The organism is Neoroseomonas oryzicola (assembly GCF_012163135.1).
Classification (GTDB): domain Bacteria; phylum Pseudomonadota; class Alphaproteobacteria; order Acetobacterales; family Acetobacteraceae; genus Neoroseomonas; species Neoroseomonas oryzicola.
The window spans coordinates 51,544-76,225 of record NZ_JAAVUP010000010.1; the positions used below are offsets into that span (position 1 = coordinate 51,544).

The following is a 24,682-nucleotide window of genomic DNA, read 5'->3' on the forward strand; positions in this document are numbered from 1 at the left end:
CCGAATTGGGGGCCGGCTTCCGTGGCACGCGGCGCGGCACTTGTCCATGGCGGGGGCGTCCGGCAGGGTGCGGGCGCCTGCCGCCGTGACATCCTCAGCACCTCGTTTCGCACTTGTCTTCGCCGCGCAATTCGCCGCGGTAGGCGTGACGCTGCCCTTCATCCCGCCGCTGCTCGCCTCGCGCGGGCTGACGGCGGCCGAGGTCGGCACCATCCTTGCCGCGGGCGCCTCGGTGCGCCTCCTCTCCGGACCGCTCGGCGGTCGGATCGCGGATGCGCTCGGGCGGCCACGGGCGGTCATGGCCGCCGGCGCGGCGCTCGCCGCCGCCGCCGCGTGCCTCTATGGCGTCGCGACGGGCTTCGTCGGGCTTCTGGTCGCGAACCTGCTCTTCGCGCTCGGCTTCGCGAGCGTCGTGCCGCTCGGCGACGCGATGGCGCTGCGCGCGGCGCGGGAGGAACGCTGGGACTACGGCCGCGTGCGCGCCGCGGGCTCGGCCGCCTTCATCGCCGCGGCGGGGCTGTCGGGCTGGCTGGCCGAACGCGGGGGTGCGGGCAGCGTCGCCTGGCTGCTCGCCGGCACGCTCGGCGCCGCGGCGGTCGCCACACTCGCGCTGCCGCCTGCGCCGTCGGTGGCGCGGCGCGGCGGCGGGGCCTTCCGCGCGGTGCTCGCCCTGCCCGCCTTCCGGCGGCTGCTGCTGTGTTCCGCGCTGATCCAGGGCAGCCACGCGGCCTACTACGCCTTCGGTTCGATCCACTGGGAGGCCGCCGGCCTGTCCGGCACGGTGATCGGGTTGCTCTGGGCCTGGTCGGTGGTGGCGGAGGTCGCGCTGTTTGCCTGGGGGCGGCCGCTGGCCGAGCGGTTCGGCGCGCCGGGCCTCGCTGCCATTGCAGCCGCGGCTGGCTGCCTGCGCTGGGGCATGACGGCCGGGACGGTGTGGCTGCCGGCGCTGGCGGTCGCGCAGGCGCTGCATGCGCTGACCTTCGGGGCGATGCACCTGGCCGCGATGCGGGTGCTGCAGGCCTCGGTGCCGCCGGCGGTCGCGGGCACTGCGCAGACGCTGCACGGGGCCGCGGTGGGCGCGGTGATGATGGTCGCGACGCTCGCCGCCGGCCCCGCCTATGCCGCGGTGGGCGGCGCCGTCTTCTGGGGCATGGCCGCGATGGCCGGGATCGCCCTGGTGCTGCGGCCGCTGGAGCGCGCGGACACCTAGGGCCTGTCCCCGACCGGCCGGATGCGCACCGGTTCCGCCGGGCGGCGCAACGCCCCGGCCGCGGGCCTTCGCGCAAGGCGCGAACATTCCTGATCTTCGGCGCGCCTCTTGCGTGATTTGCGCGTGTGGCGCGAAGATCAGGCATCGATTCTCGGCACATTCGAACATCGTCGAGCCTGCAGACAACCATTCGGCGAGCCAAATATTCGCGCCTGACGCGAAGACGTCGCACCTGATCCAGGACGGATAGGAGATCCCCATGGCGGAAATGACCTTCACCATCGCAGGCGGGCCCGGGGTCGAGGTGCATGTCGTGGAGGAGAACGGGTCGCTCCGCTTCACGCTCTCCCTGCTCGGCGAGGGCGGGCTGACCGGGGATCTGCGCGGCTTCTTCTTCCAGCTGTCCGACGAAAGCCTTCTGAAGGGCCTGACGCTGACCGACGACAGCGGCGCGGTCACCGAATTCCGCGCCCGCGCCAACAGCGTCATCGACCTCGGCCAGGGTGCGAACATGCAGGGGGCGGCCGGGGCCTTCGATGTCGGCGTCGAGATCGGCACCGCCGGGGCCGGGCGCGACGACTACCATTCCGCCAGCTTCGTCCTGTCGAACGCGAACCATGCGCTCTCGCTCGACCTGATCGCCGAACAGCAATTCGGCGTGCGGATGACGAGCGTCGGCGTCGAGGGCGGGCCGCGTACGGACGGTCTGAAGCTGGTCGGGACGGCGGGCGAGGTTCCGACCGACACCAACCAGCCTCCGGTCGCGAAGGACGACGTCGCGTCGACCGACGAGGACGCGGCGATCACCATCGATGTGCTGGGCAATGACAGCGACCCGGACAACGACCCGCTCGCCGTGTCGCTGGGTGCCACGAAGACCGCGCTCGGCGCGACGGTCACCGTGAACGCCGACGGGACGATCCACTACGACCCGACGGGGTCCGCGACGCTGGCAGCGCTGAACACGGGCGACCACCTGACCGACAGCTTCTCCTACACCATCACCGACGCGCAGGGCGCGCAGAGCACGGCGACGGTGGAGGTGAACGTCGCCGGCGTGACGGATGTGGTGACGCCGGTGGACGGGTTCCTCGGCAAGACGGTCGACTACACCTTCGATTACCCGGGCAGTGGCTTCAGCTTCAACACCGACATCACGGTGACGAATGCGGTCGAGCTTCCGGATTTCCAGGCAGCCGGTTCGGCCTCGGGATACACCACGGCAAGCCTGAACATCACCGACACGCAGCTGATCTTCGATTTCGCCGCCGGCAGCAGCTTCTTCTTCTCCGACACCTTCAACGGCATCAGGATCGAGGACCAGTTCGACGTATTGGCCGCCATCAAGTCGGTCACGATCAACACCGCCGAGTCGACCGGCACCCTCGCGGGCTTCGACGCCGGCGACATCAGCTGGACGGAAAACAGCATCGCCGTGGACTTCGGTGGCGTCAGCTACGAGTCCGCGACCGGCCCGCACCTGGTGCTCGACGTCATCTTCGCCTGATGCGCCGCGCGGCGGCGCGGCCTTGATTGTGCCGCCCGCCGCGCCGATCTTCCCTCCATGCTCCTGACAGCCACGCTTCGTCGCCGGCTTTTCCACGCGGGGTGCCTGATCGCAGGCCACTGACCCCGGGGGATGCGCGCCTGGCGCGCCGCCGCCCGGGGGCACGCTCACGTCCCGCGATCTTCCTCAAGGACCTTCATCATGGCCAACGCCACGACGGTGCGCCCGACGACGCGCCGCCCGCCCATCCTGCTGTCCGACAGCGACCACGACATCCTTATCGGCCTCGCCGCCAGCGCGGCCCGCCGCACCCCCGACGCGGCCCGACTGCTGCTCGAGGAAGCCGACCGCGCCGACCTCGTTCCCGCCGGCCGCCTGCCGCGGGATGTCGTGGCCCTCGGCTCGCACGTCACCTTCACCGACGCCGCGACCGGCACGACCCGACGCGTACAGCTCGTGATGCCGGCCGAGGCCGATATCGGCCAGGGGCGGATCTCGATCCTCTCCCTGGTCGGGGCGGGGCTGATCGGCCTGCGCGCGGGGCAGTCGATCGACTGGCCGGTGCAGGACGGGCGGCTGCGGCGGCTCACCGTGGTCGAGGTGGCGCCGGGGTAGCCGCGCGCCTCAGCGCGGGTTCTGTGGCGGGCAGCCCAGCGGATAGCAGCGGATCCATTCGTAGTCGTTCTTGCTGCTGCCGCCCGCCCCCGCAGCCGCGGCCGCGATCGCGCCGATGACGACGACGCCGACGACCGTGAGCACCACCGCCTGGGTGTTCGCGCGGTCGGCCCGCTGCTGCGCGCAATTCTCCACGCCGCCCGTGTCGGGGTGCTCGGCCTGGCAGGCGCTGCGGTAGTCGTCGGCGGTCGCGCAGCCGGCGAGCATCGCCAGGGCAGCCGCAACCGCGGTGATCCGGTTCGCCGTCATCGGCGTCCTCCCGAGGCCCCTTTGCGGAGCACATTCGAAAGTGCGCACGAAGGCGTGAGGATGCCTTGCGAAGGATCAACCGCCCCGGCGATCGCGCATGAAGAAGGGCGCGGCCTTGCGGACCGCGCCCCCTTCGCGTCTCCGGCGGTGACGCGCGGCTTACGCCGCCTTCGCCATCCCGCGCAGCACGTAGTGCAGGATGCCGCCGTTCCTGTAGTACTCGACCTCGTCGGCCGTATCGACGCGGCACAGCACCTGCGTCTTCACCTGCGTCCCGTCGGCGCGGGTGATGACGACGTCCATCATCATGCGCGGGGAGAGGTTCTCCACGCCCAGGATGTCGATCGTCTCGTCGCCCTTCAGGCCGAGCGTCGCGCGGCTCTCGCCGTCCTTGAACACCAGCGGCAGCACGCCCATGCCGACCAGGTTCGAACGGTGGATGCGCTCGAAGGATTCGGCGATCACCGCCTTAACGCCGAGCAGGAAGGTGCCCTTCGCCGCCCAGTCGCGCGACGAGCCGGTGCCGTATTCCTTGCCGCCGAGGACGACCAGCGGCACGCCCTCCTTCTTGTACATCATGGCGACGTCGTAGATCGGCGCCACCTTGCCCGAGGGGTAGTGCTTCGACACGCCGCCTTCGACGCCGGGCACCATCTCGTTCTTGATGCGGATATTGGCGAAGGTGCCGCGCATCATGACTTCATGGTTGCCGCGGCGCGCGCCGTAGGAGTTGAAGTCCGCTTGGCGCACCTGGTGCTCGAGCAGGTACTCGCCCGCCGGCGAGGACTTCTTGATCGAACCGGCCGGGGAGATGTGGTCGGTCGTGATCGAGTCGCCCAGTTCGGCGAGGATGCGCGCGCCCTTGATCGAGCCGACCGCGCCCGGCTCCATCGTCATGCCCTCGAAGTAGGGCGGGTTCTGCACGTAGGTGGACCCCGAGTTCCAGCGATAGGTGTCGCTGTCGGCGTCGACGCGAATGGCCTGCCACTGCGCCGGGCCCTTGAACACGTCGCCGTAGCGTTCCTGGAACATCGCGCGGGTCACGACGGAATGCACCGTGTCCGCCACTTCCTTCTGCGTCGGCCAGATGTCCTTCAGGAACACCGGCTGCCCGTCCTTGCCGGTGCCGATCGGCTGCTTCGACAGGTCCTTCTTCACCGTGCCGGCGAGCGCATAGGCGACCACCAGCGGCGGGGAGGCGAGGTAGTTCGCGCGGACGTTGGCGTGCACGCGGCCTTCGAAGTTGCGGTTGCCCGACAGCACCGAGGTCACGACGAGCTTGTTGTTCTCGACCGCGTCCACGATCGGGTCCGCGAGCGGGCCCGAATTGCCGATGCAGGTCGTGCAGCCATAGCCGACGGTCTGGAAGCCCAGCGCATCCAGGTGCTGCTGCAGCCCCGACTTCGTCAGGTATTCCGTCACCACCTGGGACCCCGGGGCGAGCGAGGTCTTCACCCACGGCTTCGCCGTGAGCCCCTTCTCGTTCGCCTTCTTGGCGACGAGGCCGGCGGCCACGAGGACATAGGGGTTGGAGGTGTTGGTGCACGACGTGATCGCCGCGATCACCACGTCGCCATGGCCGAGGTCGTAGTTGGCGCCGGCCACCGGCACGCGCAGCTCGGCCTTGTCGCCCGGCACGCCCATGGTGCCGGCCGCGAGGTCCTTGCCGAAGGCGGTCGCGACGTTGGTCAGCGCCACGCGGTCCTGCGGGCGCTTCGGACCGGCCATCGACGGCTCGACGGTCGCGAGGTCGAGTTCCAGCGTGTCGGTGAAGACCGGATCCGGCATGCCCTTCTCGTGGAACATGCCCTGGGCCTTGAGGTATTCGCGCGCCAGGTTGATGCGGTGCTCGTCGCGGCCGGAGACGCGCAGGTAGTCCAGCGTCGTCTCGTCCACCGGGAAGAAGCCGCAGGTCGCGCCGTATTCCGGGGCCATGTTGCCGATCGTCGCGCGGTCCGCGAGCGGCAGGTCATCGAGGCCGGGGCCGAAGAACTCGACGAACTTGCCGACCACGCCCTTCTTGCGGAGCATCTGCGTGACGGTGAGCACCAGGTCGGTCGCGGTCATCCCTTCCTTGAGCTTGCCGGTCAGCTTGAAGCCGATGACGTCGGGGATGAGCATGGCGATCGGCTGGCCGAGCATCGCGGCCTCGGCCTCGATGCCGCCCACGCCCCAGCCCAGCACGCCGAGGCCGTTGACCATCGTCGTGTGGCTGTCCGTGCCGTAGCAGGAATCCGGGAAGGCGAAGGTCTCGCCGGTGTCGGTCGAGGTCCACACCACCTGCGCCAGGTATTCGAGATTCACCTGGTGGCAGATGCCCGTGCCCGGCGGGACGACGCGGAAGTTGTTGAAGGCTTCCTGGCCCCAGCGGAGGAACTCGTAGCGCTCGCCGTTGCGCTCGAACTCGATGTCGACGTTCTTCTGCAGCGCGTCGGCGGTGCCGGACACGTCCACCATCACCGAGTGGTCGATGACGAGGTCGACGGGCACCAGCGGGTTCACCTTGCGCGGGTCGCCGCCGAGCTTGAGCAGCGCGTCGCGCATCGCGGCGAGGTCGACCACCGCGGGCACGCCCGTGAAGTCCTGCAGCAGGATGCGCGCGGGACGGAAGGGCACTTCCTTCGTGGAACGGCCTTCCTTCACCCACTCGGCGATCTTCTTCGCGTCGTCGACGGTGTAGGAACGGCCGTCCTCGAAGCGCAGCACGTTCTCGAGCAGCACCTTGAGGCTGTAGGGCAGGCGGCTGATGTCGCCGATGCTCTTGGCCGCCTCGGGCAGGCTGAAGTAGTGATAGGTCTTGCCGTCCACGGTGAGGGTACGGCGGGTCTTCAGGCTGTCCTGCCCGATCATCCGCATGGTCCGGGTGCCTTCCTCGCTGGGAGCGGCCTTTCGCGGCCGCGAAACGGCCGCCTTAAAGCATGGCAGCCCGCGGCGGTCCATGGAGTGGGGGACGGTTTTGCCTGATCCGGCCGACGCGGTGCTCATGGCGCGCAACCTGGCCTGCCTGCGCGGGGAACGGGCCGTCTTCGCGGGCCTCGACGTTTCCCTCGCGCAAGGGTCGGCGCTGCTGCTGACCGGCGCCAACGGCGCGGGCAAGTCGACGCTGCTGCGGATCCTCGCCGGCCTGCTGCGTCCTGCCGAGGGCGCGGTGCTCTGGCAGGGGGAGGACATCGCCGCCGACCCCGCCGCCCATGCCCGCCGGCTGCGCTACCTCTCGCACCAGGATGCGCTGAAGCCGGCACTGACGGTCGCGGAGAACCTGGCCTTCTTCGCCGCACTCTGGGGTGGCGCGGTCGCCGGGGCACTGGACGCGGTCGGCCTCGCGCCGCTCGCGGACCTGCCCGCCCGCGTGTTGTCATCCGGCCAGCGGCGGCGCCTCGCCCTCGCGCGCCTTGCCCTCGCGCCCGCGCCGCTGTGGCTGCTGGACGAACCGACCACGGGGCTCGACGCGGCTTCGGTGGAGCGTCTGCGACCGCTGCTCGCCGCGCATCGCGCCGCGGGCGGCATCGTGATCGCCGCGACGCATATCCCGCTGCCGCTCGCGGATGCGCAGGAGTTCCGGCTGTGACCGCCTTCCTCGCGCTGCTCGGCCGGGAGATCCGCCTCGCGCTCCGCCACCCCGCGGATACGCTCGCCGCGGTGCTGTTCTTCGTCCTGGTCTGCGCCCTGTTTCCCTTCGGCGTTGGCCCGGCGCCGGAAACCCTGGCCCGCCTGGCCCCCGGCGCGCTCTTCGCCGCCGCACTCCTCGCCGCGCTGCTGCCGCTCGACCGACTGTTCGGCGCTGATGCCGAGGACGGGACGCTCGACCAGTTGCTGTTGTCGGGCCTGCCGCGGGGCGGGATCGCGGCGGCCAAGGCGCTCGGCCACTGGATCACGACCGGACTGCCGCTTCTCGCCGCGACACCGGTCGCGGCCGCCCTGCTGAACCTGCCGACGGATGCCTGGGGCGCGGCGCTCGCGGCGCTGGCGCTGGCCACCGCGCTGCTGTCGCTGCTCGGCACGGTGGGCGCGGCGCTGACGCTCGGCGCGCGGCGGGGGTCGGTGCTGCTGCCGCTGCTGGTGCTGCCGCTCGCCATCCCCGCCGTGATCTTCGGCGCGGCGGCGATCGAGGCCGCGGCCGCCGGCCTGTCGCCCTCGCCCTTCCTGCTGCTGCTCGGCGCGGGCGTGTCGCTCGCCCTGCCGCTCGCCCCCTTCGCGGCCGGCGCGGCGCTGACCGCGGAGTAGCGCCGGGCCGCCGATTTCTTCGCGGGGTTGCGAGGTGATGGTCACTCGAACGTGACGCGTCTCAGGCCATGCGATGATGCCCACCGGGTGGCGCTGCCCGCGGCCCCGCCATCCATGTTATGATATTGGAAACGCAGAATTTCCACCGCAACCCGCCCGCCCCCCGGATCCGGGCCGCAACCAGCAGGCACCCTCGCGCCAGAACCCTCTACCCAGGATCGGTGGCGGCGCGGCGGCCAAAAGGTCTACGAAAACATCGATTCGAGGGCGTGATGCCCCGGTCACGCGGGTTCCGGATCCCCCCCCGACTCCCCCACCGGAACCTGGCGGCACCTGGACCCGTGCGCCCGGAAGGACAGCTGACCATGGCCCATGACACCGACCCCCCCGCCGAGGACGTCATCATCACGCTGCGCCCGGCCGCCGGCGGGGCCAGCACGATCGAGATCGACCGCCTCAGCGACGGCTCCTACCGCGCGACCCACCGGGCCGGACTCGGCTCGCTCGAGCTCTGCCGCACCGCCGACCTCGAGCGCCTGCTGCGCCAGTTGAACGAGGCCATGCTGACCGGCACGCCCAGCAGCTACGTCGCCGCCGTGCGGAACCTGCACGCCTCGGAACTCGCCAGGACGGCCTGAACCGCGCCTATTCCGCCCGCTGCGGCCGAGCCATCAGCCGCGCCATCGCCTCGGCGACCGTGATGCGGTCCGCGACCAAGTCCGCGACCGCCGCGCAGATCGGCAATTCCACCCCGACACCCGCCGCCCGTGCGACGATCGCCGGCGCCGTTGCCACGCCCTCCGTCACGCCGGCGCGCTTGGCGAGGACCTCGGCCATCCGCTCCCCACGCCCCAGCGCGACGCCGAGCGAGGTGTTGCGGCTGCCCATGCCGGAGGAGGTCAGCACCAGGTCGCCCATGCCGGTCAGCCCCGCCGCGGTCTCCGCACGGCCGCCGAGCCCCACCGCAAGGCGCGACAATTCCGCGAGGCCGCGCGTCACCAGCGCCGCGCGCGCATTCTCCCCAAGGCCCGCCCCGATCACGGCACCCGCCGCGATGGCGATGACGTTCTTCGCCGCCCCGCCGACCTGCGCGCCGACCGGGTCCTCGCCCGCATAGAGCCGGAAGGCCGGGGAGCCGAGCAGCGCCAGCCCGGCCTCCCGCAGCCCGGCATCTGCCGCCGCCACCACCGCGGCGGCCGGCAGGCCGCGCGCGACCTCATGCGCGAAGTTCGGCCCCGACAGCACGCCGGCCGTCGCCCCGGGCCGCACCGCCGCCACCACCTCGAGCGGCAGGCGCAGCGTCGACGCCTCCACGCCCTTCGCACAGACGAGCATCGGTGCGTCGAAGGCAGGCAGGCCAGCCAGCACCCGGCCGAGCGCCTGCGCCGGCACCACCATCAGCACCAGGGCGGCGCCGGACAGCGCCTCCCCGGCGTCCGACGTGACGCGCAGCGCGTCGGGCAGAGGCGCTCCAGGGAGGTAGCGGGCGTTCTCGCGCGCTGCAGCGATCTCGGCCGCGCGGTCAGGGTCGCGGGCCCAGAGGACAGCGTCACGACCCGCGCGCACGGCCTGCACGGCCAGCGCGGTTCCCCAGGCACCGGCACCAAGGACGGCGATCTTCATGCGACGTTCCCCGGGGGAGGATGAACCTCCCCCGGCCCCCCTCCCTTCTCTGCGACTCCGCCCTCGCTCACGGGCACGGCCCTCATTCCGGAACGATCCGGGTCACGGAAACGCCAGCGCCGGGCTCGGTCTCCAGGGCCGCCAGCAGGGCGGACAGGATCTCGGCGGCCGCCGGCTCGAAACCATAGGGCGGGTTCACGACCAGGAGTCCGCTGCCGTTCAGGCGGCGCGGATCGGTCGGCTCGCGCAGCCACATCTCGGCCGCCACGACGTCGCGAACCGGGGAGGCCCGCAGGGCATCATGGAAGTCGCGCACCGGCGCGCGGTGCTTCACCGGATACCAGGCGGCGAGGATGCCGGCGCGGAACCGATGGTTCAGACCCATGATGGCCTCGGCCAGGCGCGCGAACTCGTCCTCCTGCTCGAAGGGCGGATCCATCAGCACCAGGCCGCGCCGCTCGGGGAAGGGCGTCAGGGCGCGAATCGCCTCCCACGCATCGCGCCGGTGCACCGCCACCTGCCGGTCGCGCGCGAAATGCGCCCGCAGCGCCGCATGGTCCTCGGGGTGCAGCTCGCAGCAGGCGAGGCGATCCTGCGGCCGCAGTGCGGCGCGGATCAGCGCCGGCGAACCCGGATACCGCGCCGGAAACCCCTGTTCCCGAAGCGCCGCGACGAAGGGCAGGAGCGGCCCCTCGGTGACGCCCGCGAGGCGCAGCGCGCCGCGCGCGGCTTCTCCCGTCCGCGCCGCCTCCTCCGCCGAGAGGTCGTAGATCCCCCGTCCGGCATGGGTGTCGAGCACGGCGAAGGGCGCCGCCTTGCGCTTCAGCGCGTCGAGGATCGGCAGCAGCAGCGCGTGCTTCAGGCAATCCGCGTGGTTGCCGGCATGGAAGGCGTGGCGGTAGTTCATCGCGCCGCGGTCATCGCGCGATGCGCCGCCCGGCGCAACCGCGCCGCTCGACCGCGGCCGGCCGCGATGCGAGCCTCGCCCGATGAATCGCCGGACTCTCCTCGCCGCGACGCTCCTGCCGCTCCCCGGGATCGCCGGGGCGACGACGCGGCTTGCGGCACCCTTCGACGTCGCCGCCATCCGGGCCGCCGCCGCACGCCCGGCCCGCACGCGCGCCTGCACCGCGCCGCCGGCCCCGGTCACGACCCTGCAGAGCGAGCCCTTCTACACCGATGCCCGCTTCTCAGTGCCCGACCCGGCGCGGCTCGCGGCCGACACCGCGGCGACGCGCCCGCTGCGCCTCTTCCTCGACGCCGCGCAGCGCGGCGCGGAGGATTGGCTGCGCGCCGCGCCGCCCGACGCCGCCGCGTGCGGCCTCGACGCCCTGGACGCCTGGGCACAGGCCGGCGCGCTGCTCGGCGCCTTCAACCGCCAGGCCGGCTATCACCGCAAATGGACGCTCGCCGGCGCCGCGTCGGCCTTCCTCGCCATCCGCGACGCGCCGGGCCTCGACCCCGCCGCGACGGCGCGCGTCGCCGCCTGGCTCGCCGCCGTCGCGCGGCGGGTGCAGCCGGACTACGACCGCATCCCGCCGGCGGGCGCGATGGCGCATTCCTCGCTCAACAACCATGCCACCTGGGCCGGCTTCGCCGTCGCCGCGGCCGGCGCCGCCGCGGGCGACCGCGCGCTGCTCGACTGGGGCGTCGCGCGCCTTGCACTCACCCTCGACCAAATCGACGCCGCCGGCGCGCTGCCGCAGGAACGCGCGCGCGGACGCATGGCGCTGCACTACCACCTGTTCGCGCTGCAGGCGCTCGCGCCGCTGCTGCGCCTCGCGGAGGCGAACGGCCATGTGCTGTCGCGCCAGCAGGACGCGGCCCTGGCGCGTCTCGTCGCGCTCGTCGCGGCATCGATCGCCGATCCCGGCCGCATGGGCGCGCTCGCCGGCGTGCCGCAGGGGCATCTCACCGAGGATCCGCGCTTCGACGAGACGACGCGCTACGCCCGCGACGCCCATGGGCTCGAGGTGCTGCAGGGGCGCCGCGCCGATCCCGCGCTCGAACCGCTGCTCGCACCGCGCCGCCCGTTCCGCCAATCCTGGATGGGCGGCGATGTCACGCTGCTGTGGGGTCCGCGCCAGCCGCCCTCGGCCAGATGATCCGAAGCGGTGGCAACCGGGCCCGTTCGGGACCATCTTCCGCCCATGAACCTGATCGCCCCCGGCCCCGTCCTGTTCATGCCGCAGAAGCGCCCGGCCCCCGCGCCGGAGCGCCCGCTCAAGGTCGTCTCCCCCTTCGAGCCGAATGGCGACCAGCCGCAGGCGATCCGAGAGCTCGCGGCCGGGCTGGAACAGGGTGATCGCGACCAGGTCCTGCTGGGTGTGACCGGCTCCGGCAAGACCTTCACCATGGCCAAGGTGATCGAGCACCTGCAGCGCCCGGCGCTGGTCCTCGCGCCCAACAAGACCCTGGCGGCGCAGCTCTATGGCGAGATGAAGTCCTTCTTCCCCGACAACGCGGTGGAATACTTCGTCAGCTACTACGACTACTTCCAGCCCGAGGCCTACGTCCCGCGCACGGACACCTATATCGAGAAGGATTCCCAGATCAACGAGCAGATCGACCGCATGCGGCATTCCGCGACGCAGGCGCTGCTCGAACGCAACGACGTGGTTATCGTCGCCTCGGTGTCGTGCATCTACGGCATCGGGTCGGTCGAGACCTATTCCCGCATGGTCGTGAAGCTCGAACGCGGCGGGCGGATCGACCGCGACGCGCTGGTGAAGGGCCTGGTGGAGCAGCAATACCGCCGCAACGACGCCTTCTTCGCCCGCGGCACCTTCCGCGTGCGCGGGGAGAGCGTGGACATCTGGCCCTCGCACCTCGACGACCGCGCCTGGCGCGTCTCGCTCTTCGGGGACGAGATCGACGGCATCCGCGAATTCGACCCGCTGACCGGCGAGGTCACCGGCGAGATGGAACGCATCGCCGTCTACGCCAACAGCCACTACGTCACGCCGCGCCCGACGCTCACCCAGGCGATCGCGCAGATCAAGGTGGAGCTGAAGGAACGCCTCGCGCAGCTGGAAGCCGAGGGCAAGCTGCTGGAGCGCCAGCGCCTCGAGCAGCGGACCATCTTCGATATCGAGATGATGGAGACGACCGGGTCCTGCAAAGGCATCGAGAACTATTCGCGCTACCTGACCGGCCGCAACCCAGGCGAACCGCCGCCCACCCTGTTCGAATACCTGCCCGAGAATGCGGTGCTGATCGTGGACGAAAGCCACGTCACCGTGCCGCAGATCGGCGGCATGTATCGCGGCGACTATGCGCGCAAGTCGATCCTGTCGGAGTTCGGCTTCCGCCTGCCCTCCTGCACCGACAACCGCCCCCTGAAGTTCGAGGAGTGGGACGCCTATCGCCCGCAGACCGTCTTCGTCAGCGCGACGCCGGGCCCGTGGGAGATGGAACGCACCGGCGGCGCCTTCGCCGAGCAGGTGATCCGCCCGACCGGCCTCGTTGACCCCGTCTGCGAGATCCGCCCCGTCGAAGGCCAGGTGGACGACCTGCTCGCCGAATGCCGCGAGGTCGCGAAGAAGGGCGGGCGCGTGCTGGTGACGACGCTGACCAAGCGGATGGCCGAGGACCTCACGGAATACATGACCGAGGCCGGCATCCGCGTGCGCTACCTGCACAGCGACGTGGACACGCTGGAGCGCATCGAGATCATCCGCGACCTGCGCAAGGGCGTCTTCGACGTGCTGGTGGGCATCAACCTGCTGCGCGAGGGCCTCGACATCCCCGAATGCGCGCTGGTCGCGATCCTCGACGCCGACAAGGAAGGCTTCCTGCGGTCCACCACCTCGCTGATCCAGACCATCGGCCGCGCCGCGCGCAACGCGGAAGGGCGCGTGGTGCTCTACGCCGACACCATGACCAACTCGCTGCGCAACGCGCTCGGCGAGACCGAGCGACGCCGCGCCAAGCAGCAGGCCTGGAACGCCGAGCACGGCATCACGCCCCAGACCATCCGGCGCGAGATCGCCGACGTGCTGAAGGATGTCAGCCAGGGCGACTACATCACCGTCGATGCGGTGGAAGGCGAGGAGGAGACGAACTTCGTCGGCAAGGACCTCCGCGCCGCGATCGCCGACCTCGAGCGCAAGATGCGCGCCGCCGCGGCCGAGCTGGAATTCGAGACCGCCGCGCGGCTGCGCGACGAGATCAAGCGGCTCGAGGCGCTGGACCTCGGCCTCGAGCCGAACCTCGCGGGCCGGTCGTTGCAGGAAGCAACGCCGCGCGCCGACTGGCGCCCCAAGCCGATGGGCCCGGGCGGCGGCGGCTACGACCCGAAGAAGGGCAAGGGCGGGCGCAAGCGCAAAGGTCCCTGACGCGCTTGTGAATCCTGTGGCGGGCTTCGCCCAGGTCCTGCCCGATGCCTGCCACACGCAGGGGGTGCACTGGCCGCATGGATTGCAACGCCAGGAGGCATCGAATGCGCCCCTCCCGTCTGCGGCTCGCTGCCGCACTTCTTCTCGGTCTCGGCCTCGCGGCCTGCGCGGACCCGGTCGGCCAGCGCGCCCTGGTGGGCGGCGGCATCGGCGCGGCCGGCGGCGCGGGCATCGCGGCGCTGACCGGCGGCTCGCCGCTCGCGGGTGCTGCCATCGGCGGCGCCGGCGGCGCGGCGATCGGCGCCCTGACCGCCCCGCGCCAGCCGCGCGGCTACTACTACTGACCCGGCGGGCACGGAGGCTTCGCCTTCGTGCCCCACCCTTTCGCGCGGCTCAGGCCGCCGCTTCGCCCGCCGGGCGCGGCACTTCGAGCACGAAGAGCCGGTGCTGCGCGGTATCGACCATCCGGCGCGTCTCGTCGCGCCACACCCGCTCGGCCGTCGCGGCATCGTGGTAGGGGCCGAAGCACTGCTCCGTCCCGGCCTCAAGCTCCTGCCAGGTGGAATCCGTGAAGATCCCGCCCCAGACGAAATACAGCGTGCGTGCCGTCATGCCGGCCTCCTCGAAACCGGGCCGACCATAGCGCGGCCGTGCTGCACTGCAACATGACGTGGCGCAAGGCGCGGTCAGGCGGATCGGCGCCGTTGCGTCTCCTCGCCGCGCTCCGCCTCGGCCCGCGCCGCCAGACGGGCGCGGATGCGCTCCAGCGCCTCGCCCTCGGTCAGCACCGGCAGGCAGGCCCGCGCGCCGCGCCGCGCCTTGGCACCCTCGGCGGCGAAATCCTTGAACAGCAGCGTGATGCCGTGGTTGTCGAACTGCGCCCGGTTGCCCTCGTCGAGGTAGGATTCCGTCACCGCCCCGTCCGAGACCACCAGCACATGGGCCGGCAGCTCGACATGCCAGTAGGTGACCTCGGGGCACCAGAGCTCCTGCACGATGGTGCTGCCGTTCAGCAGCAGGCCGGCGGGCACCAGCACGCCCTCGATATGGATTCCGTGGTCGGGCGAGACGCGCAGCGGCCGGTGCGGCATGCCCTCGGCCAGCGCGCCCGCCGCGATCAGCACCGGCGCGACGCGCCGCGGGTCGTGGTGCCGGGCGATGTCGATCCGGCTGTGTCCCATCCAGACCACCGGCTGCAGGGCGGGCCCGCCCTGGGCGGTGACCACCAGGTCGCCGGCGCGCAGGCGCTCCACCGGCACCTCCCCCTGCGCCGTCGCGATGAGCGTGCCGGCGGCGAAGCAGGGAATGACGTCGACCGGGCCGACCGGGTTGCTCGTCACCCCGCCGCCGGTCGCGGTGAAGGTGTAGTCCACCCTGGGGTCGAGTCCCGCGGTGTTGAGGGCCACGATCCGCGTATAGGTGTGGTTGCCGCTCGTCTGGCTGACGGTGACGGCGCCCACGACGACCGGCGCGCCGCCGCCCACCGGCGTCGCGACGATGTTCACCGTGCCGGTGTAGTTGCCCGTGTAGGTGAAGGTGATTCTCGCCTGGCCGCCCGGCACCGGCAGTGGCTGCGGGCTGACGCTGCCGAGCGTGATCGATTGTGTCGGCATGCCCCGATCCCCGGCCGTCGCCCGCGGCACCCGCGCCAGCCGGGCCGCGGCGCGGGGCGCCCTCGGGGCCCGGCATCGTCTTCCGCGGCGGCACGGGGCGCAGGTCCCGCGCCGCGAGGGTAGCGTCGCGCCAGGACCCGTCCCGCATCACATCGCCGTAGCGGCGAACCCAAGGCCGTGACGACGAAGGGGCGGGTCCCTTCCGGAACCCGCCCCCCGAGCCATGCCGGCGATGGACCGGCGCGTCAGGCCGTGCGGCGCGCCCCGACCTTGGCCGAGGCCTCCGCCCGCGCGGCGAGCCGGGCGCGGATGCGGTCGAGCACCTCGCTCCCTTCCTCGAGCACCGGGCGGCAGGCCTGCGCGGCGTAGCGGCCGTTGGCGCGCTCCGACGCGAAGTCCTTGAACAGCGTCGTGATGCCGTAGTTGTCGAACTGCTTGCGGTTGCCGTCGTCGAGGTAGGATTCCGACACCGCGCCTTCCGACACGACGAGCCCATGCGCGGGCAGCTCGACATGCCAGTAGGTCACCTCGGGGCACCACAGTTCCTGCACGATCGTCGTGCCGTTCACCAGGCGGCCGGCCGGCACCAGGTAGCCGTCGACGAACATGCCGTGGTCGGGGGAGACGCGCAGGTCGCGATGCGGCACGCCCTCGCCCAGCGCGCCGGCCTTGATCAGCACCGGCGCGATGCGGCGCGGGTCGGGGTGGCGCGCGACATTGGCGCGGCTGTGGCCGATCCAGACGATGGGCTGCAGCGCGGCGCCGCCCTGGGCGGTGACGACCAGGTCGCCCACGCGCAGGTCCTCGACCGCCACTTCGCCGCGCGCGGTCGCGATGAGTGTGCCGGTGGCGAAGCAGGGGTCCACGTCCGGCGGCTGCACGTAGTAGCTGCCGCTGATGATGCGGTTCGGGCTGTTGTCGAAGGAGACGGAGTCGGTGCCGTTGATGACGTAGCCGCCATTGGCGCCGGTCTTCACCACCGACCAGCCGCCGCCCAGCGTGTCGCCGGTCTTGAGGCTGCCCCAGACGACGCCGTTCGGGCCGCCCAGGGTGCTGTCCATGCCCTGGATGTAGACGGAGTCGTTGCCGCCGCCGGTGTTGATCGTGTCAACGCCGGTGTTGGTCGTGATGTAATAGACGTCGGCGCCGTTGCCGCCGAAGATCAGGTCGTTGCCGGCGCCGCCCTCGATCGTATTGACGCCGGTGCCCGCGCGGATCGTGTCGTTGCCCGCGCCGCCCTGCAGCAGGTCGTTGTCCGCGCCGCCGACAAGGCTGTCGTTGCCGTCGTTGCCCGTCAGGCGGTTGAAGCCCGCGCCGCCGATCAGCGTGTCGTTGCCGGCATTGCCGAACAGGCTGTCATTGCCGGCGCCGCCGTCGAGGTAGTCGGCCCCGCCGAGCGTGTCGTTCGTCCCGTCATCGCCGATCAGGACGTCGTCGCCGATCTCGCCGAGGATCGAGTCGGTGCCGTAGCCGCCCACCAGCGTGTCGTTGCCGTCGCTGCCGAGCAGCGTGTCGTTGCCGGTGCCGCCGTCGACGGAATCCGCGCCGAGCCCGGCGGACACGGTGTCATTGCCGCCGCCGGCCAGGATGGTGTCGGCGTTGGCGCTGCCGGTCAGCGTATCGTTCTGGTTGGACCCGATGATCCCCTCGATGCCGGAGAGGGTGTCGCCCTGCGCGTCGCCGCCCGTGCCGGCGCCGGACGTCAGGTTGACGTTCACGCCCGCCGAGGAGGCGCTGTAGTCGACGAAGTCGTTGTTGTTGCCGCCGACGAGGCTGTCGGCGCCCGTCCCGCCCGACAGGGTGTCGTTGCCGTCGAAGCCGAGCAGCGTGTCGGTGCCCGCGCCACCGGACAGGCTGTCGTTGCCGGTGATGCCACCGATGTAGTCGTTGCCGTCATTGCCGAGCAGCGTGTCGTTGCCGATGTTGCCGGTCAGCGTGTCGTTGCCGGCAAGGGCGTCGGCATACGCACCATCCACCGTTGCGACGAACTTGTCGTCGCCCGTCGTCGGGCCGGGGCCGGGGGTCCAGGTTCCGGACATGCGTCTCTCCTATCGCGAAGACTGGCCCGGGCGCGCGGCCCGCAGCGTGTTGGAAACGACGAAAGCCGCCGAGGGGACGAAGCCCCGCGGACGGCACGACAGCGACGCCACCGCGGGCACCAGCCCGCAGCGCGGCGTCAGGTCATGGCTTGGGTGTGGTCGGCCGCCTCGGCCTCGGCCCCGGCCGCCCTTGGCGGCGGGCCGGCGCGCCCCGGCGGTCCGCCGGGCCGGTGGCCTCGAGGCCCTGCCCCGCGATTCCGTCCCGCCGGGTTCGGGCCCTGCGGCGGCGTCGGGCAGGTCGAGGTCATCCGCGGCCGCGACCGGCGCCTCGGCCGGACGGGCGAGGCCCGCGGCCGGCGCCAGCGCATGGAACCCGCCCCGCAGCCGGCCGCGCGCGGCGGCCCGCAGGCTGCGCCGCATGCCGCCCGCGGACGGCGCGCAGGCCGCCTGGCGGAGCAGGCCGAGCCCGCCCTCCATGCTTCCCTGCAGATGCCGTGCGACGACGATCACGCGAACGAGACCCCTGGATGATTCACCAACGGGTCAATGACTAGCCCGCGAGCTCACGGTTCCGCAAGCGGATTCACAATTCCGTCAGTCAGGTGGATTTTTGAGACGCCGGCCGGCGACGGCGCAGCATCCCGGCCACCTCGCGCAGGTCGAAGGCGCCGATCGCCGTCCCGACCGCGAGGAAAACCGCGCCGCCGGCCGCGATCAGCGCCGCCGCCACCCCCGCGCGCCCGACCGGCCCCGCGCCCGGCGGCAGCACCCAGCCCAGGGCGAAGACGGCCGCGCCCATGATCACGGCGGTCGCGAGGATGCGCGGCACCCGCCGCCGCGCCCGGCGGTCCATGACGTATTGCCCGCGCCGCGCCAGCAGCCACGCCAGCAGCCCCGCATTCGCCCAGGCCGCCAGCGCGGTCGACAGCGCCACGCCCACATGCTGCAGCGGTCCCATCAGCACCAGGTTGAAGCCGAGGTTCAGCGCCACCGCGAACAGCCCGACCTTCACCGGCGTCGCCGTGTCGCCCCGCGCGAAGAAGCCCGGCGCGAAGACCTTCACCAGCACGAAGGCCGGCAGCCCGAAGGCGTAGGCGACCAGGGCCGCGGAACTTGCCGCCGCTTCCGCCGGCCCGAAGGCGCCGCGCAGGAACAGCGCCCCGATGATCGGCCCGGCCGCCACCGCGAGGCCGACGGCCGCCGGCACGGTCAGCAGCAGCGACATCTCGAAGGCGCGGTTCATCGACCGATGCGCCGAGAGCGGCTGCCCGGCCCGCAACTGCCGCGACAGCAGCGGCAGCAGCGCGGTGCCCACCGCCACGCCGATGACGCCGAGCGGCAGCTGCGCCACCCGGTCCGCGTAATAGAGGAAGGAGATGGCGCCGGAGGGCAGCAGCGAGGCGATGATGATGTCGACCGCGAGATTCAGCTGCACCACGCCCGCCCCGATCACGCCCGGCACCATGCGCTTCAGCACCAGGCGCACTTCCTCGGTGATCGCGGGCAGGCGCAGGATGTGCAGCGCCATCCCCGCCCGCGCCGTCGCCCAGAGCACGAGCGCCAGCTGGGCGACGCCCGAAGCCGTGACGCCCCAGGCCAGCGCATGCCCCGGCGTGGCGACATAGGGCGTGAGGAACAGCAGCGCGGCCATCGAAACCAGGTTGAAGAAGATCGGCGCCGCCGCCGCCGCGGCGAAGCGGTCGAGCCCGTTCAGCACCCCGCTCACCAGCGCCGTGAGGCAGATGAAGAGCAGGTAGGGGAAGGTGATGCGCGTCAGCTCGACGGCCAGCGCGAACTTCGCCGGGTTGTCCGAGAAGCCGGGCGCCAGCACGCTCATCAGCTGCGGCATGAAGATCATGCCAACCAGCACCAGCATGCCGAGCCAGATGCCCATCAGCGCGCCCATCCGCTCGGCGAGCGCCTGGGCGCTGGCCTTGCCCTCGGCCGCCAGCGTTCCCGCGAAGGCGGGGACGAAGGCGGCGTTGAAGGCGCCCTCCCCGAACAGGCGGCGGAACAGGTTGGGCAGCTTGAGCGCGACGAAGAAGGCATCGGCCACCGGCCCGGCGCCGAGCCGCGAGGCGATCAGCATGTCGCGGGCGAAGCCGAGGATGCGGCTCGCCATGGTCCAGGACCCGACGGTGAGGACCGAGCGGATCACGGGCGGGGCGCAGGGCGGGGCATGGGCGCGGCATGCCCCCGCTTCGGGGCGGAAGCAAGGCGCGCGTCAACGGCGTGGAAAGGCCGGGCGCGCACCATGGCGTGGATGCGACACCTTCTCCTGCAGATCGCGGTCAGCGCGGGGCTGTTGCTGGTCGCGGGCCTCTGGCCCCCGTCGGCCGTCACGCCAAGCGCGGCGCGGCTGCTGGCCGCGATACCGCCCCCCGCGCGGCCGCCGGCCGTAATGCCAGACCCCGCGCGGCTGTCGGCCGCGACGCCGGACCCCGCGCGGCTCTTGGCCGCGACGCCCGGCATCACAGGCCCAGCAGGTCCAGGGTCCGGCCGATGACCTTCGCCTCGTCGAAGCGGTCCAGCGCCCTCGCCCGGCCCGCCGCGCCCATCCGCGCCCGCAGCGCCGGGTCGGCGGCGAGCCGCGACAGCGCGACGCCGAGCGGACCGTCCTGCATCGGCGGCACCAGGTAGCCGGTCTGCCCGTCCACCACCTGCTCGCGCGGGCCGCGCGTGTCGGTCGCGACCACCGGCAGGCCGGTCATCATCGCCTCGATGACGCTCATCGGCAGGCCCTCGAAATGGGAAGGGAGGCAGAAGACGTCGGCGGCCGCGAGGATCCGCCCGACATCGTGGCGGTAGCCCAGGCGCCGGATCCGCCGGCCCATCGCCGCCTCGGCGCGGGCGAAATGCGGCTCGAGGTCCTCGCCATGGTCCGAGGCGAGCCGTTCGCCGACCACCCAGAGCACGGCGTTGGGCGGCGTCGCCTCCATGGCGCGGAGCAGTTCCGGGTGGCCCTTGTGGCGCACCAGGCGGGAGACGATGACGATGACGCAGTCATCCTCCGCAGCGCCGAGCTCCGCGCGGATCGTCGCGCGCGCCTCGGCATCCGGGTGGTAGATCGCGGGGTCGCGCCCGTTCAGCACCGCCACCGCCTCGCGATGGATGCCGAGGCGCCGGGCATCGGCCGCCTCCTCCTCGCTGACCGTGAGGAAGACGTCGGTCATCCGCCCGCCGAGCTGCTCGAGCCGCAGCGAGAGCTGCCGCCGCCACCACGGCCCCGGCTGGTTGAACAGGAAGCCGTGGCAGGTATAGGCGATCCGCGGCACGCCCGCCGCCTTGGCCGCGGCACGCCCGAGCAGCCCGCTGATCGGCATGTGCGCGTGGACCAGGTCGAACTTCTCCCGCCGGAACAGGTCGACCAGCGCGCGAAGGGCACGGCCCTGCGGCACGGGGTTGAGGCTGCGCGCCATCGGCACCGTCTCGATCCGGAACCCCTCGGCGCGGGGGATGTCGAGCAGCGGCCCCTCGGCGCAGACGCCGACCACCTCATGCCCGCGCGCCCGGGCGCCGCGCATCACCGGCAGCAGGAAATGCCGCAGGGAGAAGTCGACATTGGTGATCTCGCAGATCTTCATGCCCGCGGGATTAGGCGGTTTCGCGCCGCGGGGGAACGCGCCGGCGGGTGAAATGAATCATCGGCAGCCTCCGCCCGGATCTGTGAGAGTCTCCCGCGCGCAGGCCCGCCCGGTCGGGCGGCCCGCCACCCCGCGATGCACGGAGGAATTCCATGGCAGGCCAGGGCACAGGTCAGTCGAAGGCCACCACGCAGGACGGCGTCGCCATCGAGCGGCTCGTGGAAGGGCGCCTCAAGGTGCTGCTGCCGCAGTCGAAGGGCGACCAGCGGGAACGCGGCGGCACGGTCCATCGGCATAACCAGTCGGGCAAGCTCGGCTATGTCGAGTTCGAGCCCGGCACGCATGAGAAGATCGACATGGGCTTCAACAAGGACAAGCTCGGCCGATACCTCAAGCCCAACCGCGGCTGCCCGGCCAATACGACGCCGATCGCCTTCTACCACACGCATGGCCGGGACGATTCGAAGCTGCCGCCCGGTGCCCGCCGCGCCGGCCCCGCCGACATCAGCGACGAGGACATGCGCGTCGCGACGGAGGAACAGCTCGTCGCCTATGTCGCCCTGGATGACGGGCGCTGGAAGCGCTTCACCCCCGTGGTGTTGCAGGCGCTCACCGGCACCATCGACCGCGAGATCGACGGCCAGACCGTCTCCGTCCCCTACCGCGCCCTGCCGGCCTTCAACGAGCAGGGGCAGGAATATTGGCGCCTCGGCAAGAACGAGTTCATGAACGGCAACCTGCTGCGCTGAGGGTCGGTTTGAGAATGCGCCTCTCGGCGCATTCCGGCACCGGCCCGCACCCCCGCCCGGCCACCCACGTCAGTATCCTGCAATGGATGGTCGGGCGGGGGTGCGGGCCGGTGCCGGACTTGTCACATCGAGGCTGAGCCGCGGTCAGCCGACAATTTCGACCGCGGTGAGCCCGGCCTCGAGCAGGCGGCGCAGCTCCTTCTCGGGCAGCGCCACGCAGCCTTCGGTCGGTGCAAGGTCCGGCCGCGCCACGTGCAGGAAGATCGCGCTGCCGCGCCCGCGCCGCACCGGCGCGTCGTTCCAGCCGAGCACGCCGATCACGTCGTAGACGGCATCCTCGCGCCACAGCCGCTCATGGCGGCCCGGATGCGGCAGGCGCACGGCCTTGTTGTAGTCGGCATGGGCGGGATCGTCGCACCAGCCATCCTCGGGCGCGATCGGTTCGGCCGGCACCGCGCAGCGCGGGCGCGGCCCGCGATCGGCACGCCACAGCACCCTGCGCAGCGGCAGCAGCCCGACCGGCGTCGCGCCATCCCCTTCCTGCTTGTCGGCGCGGATGCCGCCCTTGCCCAGGGCGCAGCGCAGCGTCTCACCCCGGAAGCGCAGCAGCCCGTCCGGGGTGACCCGGGCGGTGCCGCTCATTCGGGCAGCAGGTGGCCGAAGCGCAGCGCCTTGGTCTTGAGGTAGCCGTCATTGATCCCGTTGGGGTCGAAGACATGCGCCTCCCGGCCCAGCACCTCGATGCCGCAGGCGGACAGGCCCTCGATCTTGTCGGGGTTGTTGGTCAGCAGCCGCACCCGCTCCACGCCCACCGCGCGCAGCATGGTCGCGGCGACGAGGAAGTTGCGCTCATCTGCCCCGTAGCCCAGCGCCCGGTTGGCATCGAGCGTGTCGAGGCCCTGGTCCTGCAGCGTATAGGCCCGCAGCTTGTTCACGAGGCCGATGCCCCGCCCTTCCTGCGCGAGGTAGAGCAGCACGCCGCCCGCCGGGTCCCGCGCCATGCGCGCGATGGCCCCGCGCAGCTGCGGCCCGCAATCGCAGCGCAGGCTGCCCAGCAGGTCGCCGGTGAAGCATTCCGAATGGGCGCGCACCAGCGGCGCGCCGCCCTCGGCCGCCGTCTTCTCCGGCGTGCCGACCAGGATCGCGAGGTGCTCGATGCCGCCATCCGCGGCGCGGAAGGCGACGATCCGCGCCTCGGCCGCATCCTCGAGCGGCACGCGCGCCTCCGCCACGCGGGCTAGGCTGGTCGCGGCCGAGGCCGGATAGCCCAGCACGTCGGCCGCCTGGACGCCGAGCAGGCCGAGCCGCGCCGCCGCCCCCTCGGTGGCCGGCGCGGCGACCAGCGCCGGCAGCAGCCGCCCGAGCTTGGCCAGCGCAATCGCCGGCTGCGCCAGCGCCGGCGCGGTGACCCGCTCGGGCTGTTCCGGCAACAGGCGCTCGGCGACCGGGTCGGCCAGGCTGCGCAGCGCCTCGGGCGCCAGCAGCGCGGGCGGCAGGCGCAGCGCGACCGCGCCTTCGTCTTCCGCCGCATGGGGCACCGGGCGCTGCAGCACGGCCGCCGCCCGCACGGGGGCGAGCAGCAGCACCGGCGCCGTCAGCGCCGCCTCGGCCAGTTCGCCCAGGCCACGGGCGCCCACCGTCTCGGCCGCCGCGACCACGAGGCAGCCATCCGGGCCCGAGATCACCACCGGCGTCCCGCGCCGCAGCTCCGCCACCGCGCGGTGGACGCGGCGCAGGGCGAGGACGGTCGGGTCCAGGGCGACCGGGACGTCGGCGATCTGCTCGGCGGTGCTGGGACCGGGAGGGGTCATCGTGGGGCGTTCCATTCCTTGCTCCCATGGCGCGCGCCGAATGTGGCGTGCCCATGGCATCGGGCGGCGGGGCCAGGACTGCTCCTGTCCACCCTGCCTCCGCGATGTGGTACGCACTGCGCCGTCGTCCAGATGCGCAAACAGTCCATCACAGATCCGCGAGTGTGCGCGGACGGTAACTTGATATCTGGCAGATTGGTTCGCGAACGGCCATACCTCTGCCAAGGGGGATGTAAACCTGCCAGTATCGGGTTCGCATCACAGGATTTCCGACGTGGGGGATAGCTGCGCATGACCGGTCCGCGCCCGGTACTCATCGTGGACGACGATCCGGCACTGCTGGCGACACTGGCCGAACAGCTCGCACTCGAGGGCGAATTCGCCATCGCCGAGGCCGGGACGCTGGCCGAGGCCGATGCGAAACTCGGCACCGAGGGCGCGCGATTCGACCTGGTGCTGCTCGACATCCGCCTGCCGGATGGCGACGGGCGCGACTTCTGCGCCCGGATGCGACGGCTCGGCCTGCGGATGCCGGTCATCATGCTGACCGGCTCGGACAGCGAGAGCGACATCGTCAGCGGCCTCGACGCCGGGGCCAACGACTACATCGCCAAGCCCTTCCGGCTGAACGAGCTGCTCGCCCGCATGCGCGCCCAGCTGCGCGGCTACGACAGCAGCGAGGACGCGGTCTTCAAGGTCGGGCCCTACCTGTTCCGCCCCGCGGCCAAGCAGCTGCACGACGCCGCGCGGAATAAGCGGATCCGCCTGACCGAGAAGGAGGCGGCGATCCTCAAGTTCCTCTACCGGGCGGGCGGGCGGCCGGTGCCGCGCAACGTGCTGCTGAACGACGTGTGGGGCTACAACAGCAACGTCACCACCCATACGCTCGAGACGCACATCTACCGGCTGCGCCAGAAGATCGAGCCCAACCCGGCCGAGACGCGCATCCTGCTGACCGAGGCCGGCGGCTATCGCCTCGAGCAGACGAGCGAGGCCGAGGCCGGCTGACCCCCGGCGCGCGGGCAGGACAGGCCCGCGCGCGGCTGCCATCATCGCCCTCC

General features: G+C 72.1%; 23 protein-coding genes. 11 read left to right on the plus strand and 12 right to left on the minus strand.

The window, feature by feature from the left end; all coding sequences use genetic code 11:
- The first annotated feature begins 46 nt into the window (after nucleotides 1-46).
- The 3 genes from GWK15_RS21120 to rnk all read left to right on the plus strand — a co-directional run bounded on the left by GWK15_RS21120 (nucleotide 47) and on the right by rnk (nucleotide 3,332).
- A complete protein-coding gene (locus GWK15_RS21120) occupies nucleotides 47-1,210 on the plus strand; it encodes an MFS transporter (protein WP_246525873.1) in 1,164 nt (387 codons plus the stop codon).
- A gap of 259 nt (nucleotides 1,211-1,469) precedes the next feature.
- Nucleotides 1,470-2,717: a cadherin-like domain-containing protein gene (locus GWK15_RS21125; protein WP_168043376.1), complete on the plus strand. Its 1,248-nt coding sequence runs from the start codon at nucleotides 1,470-1,472 to the stop codon at nucleotides 2,715-2,717.
- A gap of 201 nt (nucleotides 2,718-2,918) precedes the next feature.
- Entirely contained in the window at nucleotides 2,919-3,332 is a 414-nt protein-coding gene (gene rnk, locus GWK15_RS21130) for a nucleoside diphosphate kinase regulator (protein ID WP_168043377.1), read from the plus strand.
- 9 nt (nucleotides 3,333-3,341) lie between these two features.
- Here rnk and GWK15_RS21135 read toward each other — a convergent pair whose 3' ends face one another.
- Together GWK15_RS21135 and acnA are read right to left on the minus strand one after the other, a co-directional pair.
- Complete coding sequence (locus tag GWK15_RS21135) at nucleotides 3,342-3,641, minus strand: hypothetical protein (RefSeq protein WP_168043378.1); 300 nt, start codon at nucleotides 3,639-3,641, stop codon at nucleotides 3,342-3,344.
- Between the two features lie 159 nt (nucleotides 3,642-3,800).
- Nucleotides 3,801-6,497, minus strand: coding sequence for an aconitate hydratase AcnA (acnA, locus tag GWK15_RS21140; protein WP_168043379.1), 2,697 nt, complete (start codon nucleotides 6,495-6,497; stop codon nucleotides 3,801-3,803).
- A gap of 127 nt (nucleotides 6,498-6,624) precedes the next feature.
- Between acnA and ccmA the strand changes: the two genes are divergently transcribed.
- The 3 genes from ccmA (at nucleotide 6,625) to GWK15_RS21155 (ending at nucleotide 8,503) form a co-directional block, all read left to right on the plus strand.
- Nucleotides 6,625-7,209 carry a heme ABC exporter ATP-binding protein CcmA gene (ccmA, locus tag GWK15_RS21145; RefSeq protein WP_408891914.1) on the plus strand — a complete coding sequence of 195 codons (585 nt, stop codon included), beginning with the start codon at nucleotides 6,625-6,627 and terminating at the stop codon, nucleotides 7,207-7,209.
- On the plus strand, nucleotides 7,206-7,865 hold the full coding sequence (gene ccmB, locus GWK15_RS21150) for a heme exporter protein CcmB (protein ID WP_168043381.1): 660 nt from the start codon (nucleotides 7,206-7,208) through the stop codon (nucleotides 7,863-7,865). Before ccmA ends, ccmB begins: the two co-directional genes overlap by 4 nt.
- 365 nt (nucleotides 7,866-8,230) lie before the next feature.
- Nucleotides 8,231-8,503 carry a hypothetical protein gene (locus GWK15_RS21155; protein WP_168043382.1) on the plus strand — a complete coding sequence of 91 codons (273 nt, stop codon included), beginning with the start codon at nucleotides 8,231-8,233 and terminating at the stop codon, nucleotides 8,501-8,503.
- A gap of 7 nt (nucleotides 8,504-8,510) precedes the next feature.
- Here the strand turns inward: GWK15_RS21155 and GWK15_RS21160 are convergent, their stop codons facing one another.
- Together GWK15_RS21160 and GWK15_RS21165 are read right to left on the minus strand one after the other, a co-directional pair.
- On the minus strand, nucleotides 8,511-9,488 hold the full coding sequence (locus GWK15_RS21160; RefSeq protein WP_168043383.1) for an NAD(P)H-dependent glycerol-3-phosphate dehydrogenase: 978 nt from the start codon (nucleotides 9,486-9,488) through the stop codon (nucleotides 8,511-8,513).
- 82 nt (nucleotides 9,489-9,570) lie between these two features.
- Nucleotides 9,571-10,395: a 23S rRNA (adenine(2030)-N(6))-methyltransferase RlmJ gene (locus GWK15_RS21165; protein WP_168043384.1), complete on the minus strand. Its 825-nt coding sequence runs from the start codon at nucleotides 10,393-10,395 to the stop codon at nucleotides 9,571-9,573.
- An 82-nt stretch (nucleotides 10,396-10,477) separates the two neighbouring features.
- On the opposite strand from GWK15_RS21165, the gene GWK15_RS21170 reads away from it, so the two are divergent.
- The 3 genes from GWK15_RS21170 to GWK15_RS21180 all read left to right on the plus strand — a co-directional run bounded on the left by GWK15_RS21170 (nucleotide 10,478) and on the right by GWK15_RS21180 (nucleotide 14,169).
- A complete protein-coding gene (locus GWK15_RS21170) occupies nucleotides 10,478-11,593 on the plus strand; it encodes an alginate lyase family protein (protein WP_168043385.1) in 1,116 nt (371 codons plus the stop codon).
- Between the two features lie 45 nt (nucleotides 11,594-11,638).
- A complete protein-coding gene (gene uvrB / locus GWK15_RS21175; RefSeq protein WP_168043386.1) occupies nucleotides 11,639-13,825 on the plus strand; it encodes an excinuclease ABC subunit UvrB in 2,187 nt (728 codons plus the stop codon).
- A 104-nt stretch (nucleotides 13,826-13,929) separates the two neighbouring features.
- A complete protein-coding gene (locus tag GWK15_RS21180; RefSeq protein ID WP_168043387.1) occupies nucleotides 13,930-14,169 on the plus strand; it encodes a hypothetical protein in 240 nt (79 codons plus the stop codon).
- A gap of 49 nt (nucleotides 14,170-14,218) precedes the next feature.
- Here GWK15_RS21180 and GWK15_RS21185 read toward each other — a convergent pair whose 3' ends face one another.
- The 6 genes from GWK15_RS21185 to GWK15_RS21210 all read right to left on the minus strand — a co-directional run bounded on the left by GWK15_RS21185 (nucleotide 14,219) and on the right by GWK15_RS21210 (nucleotide 21,061).
- On the minus strand, nucleotides 14,219-14,437 hold the full coding sequence (locus tag GWK15_RS21185) for a DUF4170 domain-containing protein (RefSeq protein ID WP_168043388.1): 219 nt from the start codon (nucleotides 14,435-14,437) through the stop codon (nucleotides 14,219-14,221).
- A gap of 74 nt (nucleotides 14,438-14,511) precedes the next feature.
- Nucleotides 14,512-15,438 carry a Hint domain-containing protein gene (locus GWK15_RS21190; RefSeq protein ID WP_168043389.1) on the minus strand — a complete coding sequence of 309 codons (927 nt, stop codon included), beginning with the start codon at nucleotides 15,436-15,438 and terminating at the stop codon, nucleotides 14,512-14,514.
- 245 nt (nucleotides 15,439-15,683) lie between these two features.
- Nucleotides 15,684-17,477 carry a Hint domain-containing protein gene (locus GWK15_RS21195; RefSeq protein ID WP_168043390.1) on the minus strand — a complete coding sequence of 598 codons (1,794 nt, stop codon included), beginning with the start codon at nucleotides 17,475-17,477 and terminating at the stop codon, nucleotides 15,684-15,686.
- Between the two features lie 9 nt (nucleotides 17,478-17,486).
- On the minus strand, nucleotides 17,487-17,987 hold the full coding sequence (locus GWK15_RS21200) for a hypothetical protein (protein ID WP_168043391.1): 501 nt from the start codon (nucleotides 17,985-17,987) through the stop codon (nucleotides 17,487-17,489).
- An 88-nt stretch (nucleotides 17,988-18,075) separates the two neighbouring features.
- Complete coding sequence (murJ, locus tag GWK15_RS21205) at nucleotides 18,076-19,635, minus strand: murein biosynthesis integral membrane protein MurJ (protein WP_168043392.1); 1,560 nt, start codon at nucleotides 19,633-19,635, stop codon at nucleotides 18,076-18,078.
- 313 nt (nucleotides 19,636-19,948) lie between these two features.
- Nucleotides 19,949-21,061, minus strand: coding sequence for a glycosyltransferase family 4 protein (locus tag GWK15_RS21210; RefSeq protein ID WP_168043393.1), 1,113 nt, complete (start codon nucleotides 21,059-21,061; stop codon nucleotides 19,949-19,951).
- Between the two features lie 152 nt (nucleotides 21,062-21,213).
- Between GWK15_RS21210 and GWK15_RS21215 the strand changes: the two genes are divergently transcribed.
- Nucleotides 21,214-21,810 (plus strand): hypothetical protein, encoded by a 597-nt coding sequence (locus tag GWK15_RS21215; protein WP_168043394.1) that lies wholly within the window; start codon nucleotides 21,214-21,216, stop codon nucleotides 21,808-21,810.
- Nucleotides 21,811-21,954: 144 nt separating this feature from the next.
- Here the strand turns inward: GWK15_RS21215 and GWK15_RS21220 are convergent, their stop codons facing one another.
- Together GWK15_RS21220 and GWK15_RS21225 are read right to left on the minus strand one after the other, a co-directional pair.
- A complete protein-coding gene (locus tag GWK15_RS21220; RefSeq protein ID WP_168043395.1) occupies nucleotides 21,955-22,452 on the minus strand; it encodes a L,D-transpeptidase family protein in 498 nt (165 codons plus the stop codon).
- On the minus strand, nucleotides 22,449-23,621 hold the full coding sequence (locus GWK15_RS21225) for a GTP cyclohydrolase II (protein ID WP_168043396.1): 1,173 nt from the start codon (nucleotides 23,619-23,621) through the stop codon (nucleotides 22,449-22,451). Before GWK15_RS21225 ends, GWK15_RS21220 begins: the two co-directional genes overlap by 4 nt.
- Before the next feature lie 291 nt (nucleotides 23,622-23,912).
- Between GWK15_RS21225 and GWK15_RS21230 the strand changes: the two genes are divergently transcribed.
- Nucleotides 23,913-24,629, plus strand: coding sequence for a response regulator transcription factor (locus GWK15_RS21230; RefSeq protein WP_168043397.1), 717 nt, complete (start codon nucleotides 23,913-23,915; stop codon nucleotides 24,627-24,629).
- The last annotated feature ends 53 nt before the right edge of the window (nucleotides 24,630-24,682 follow it).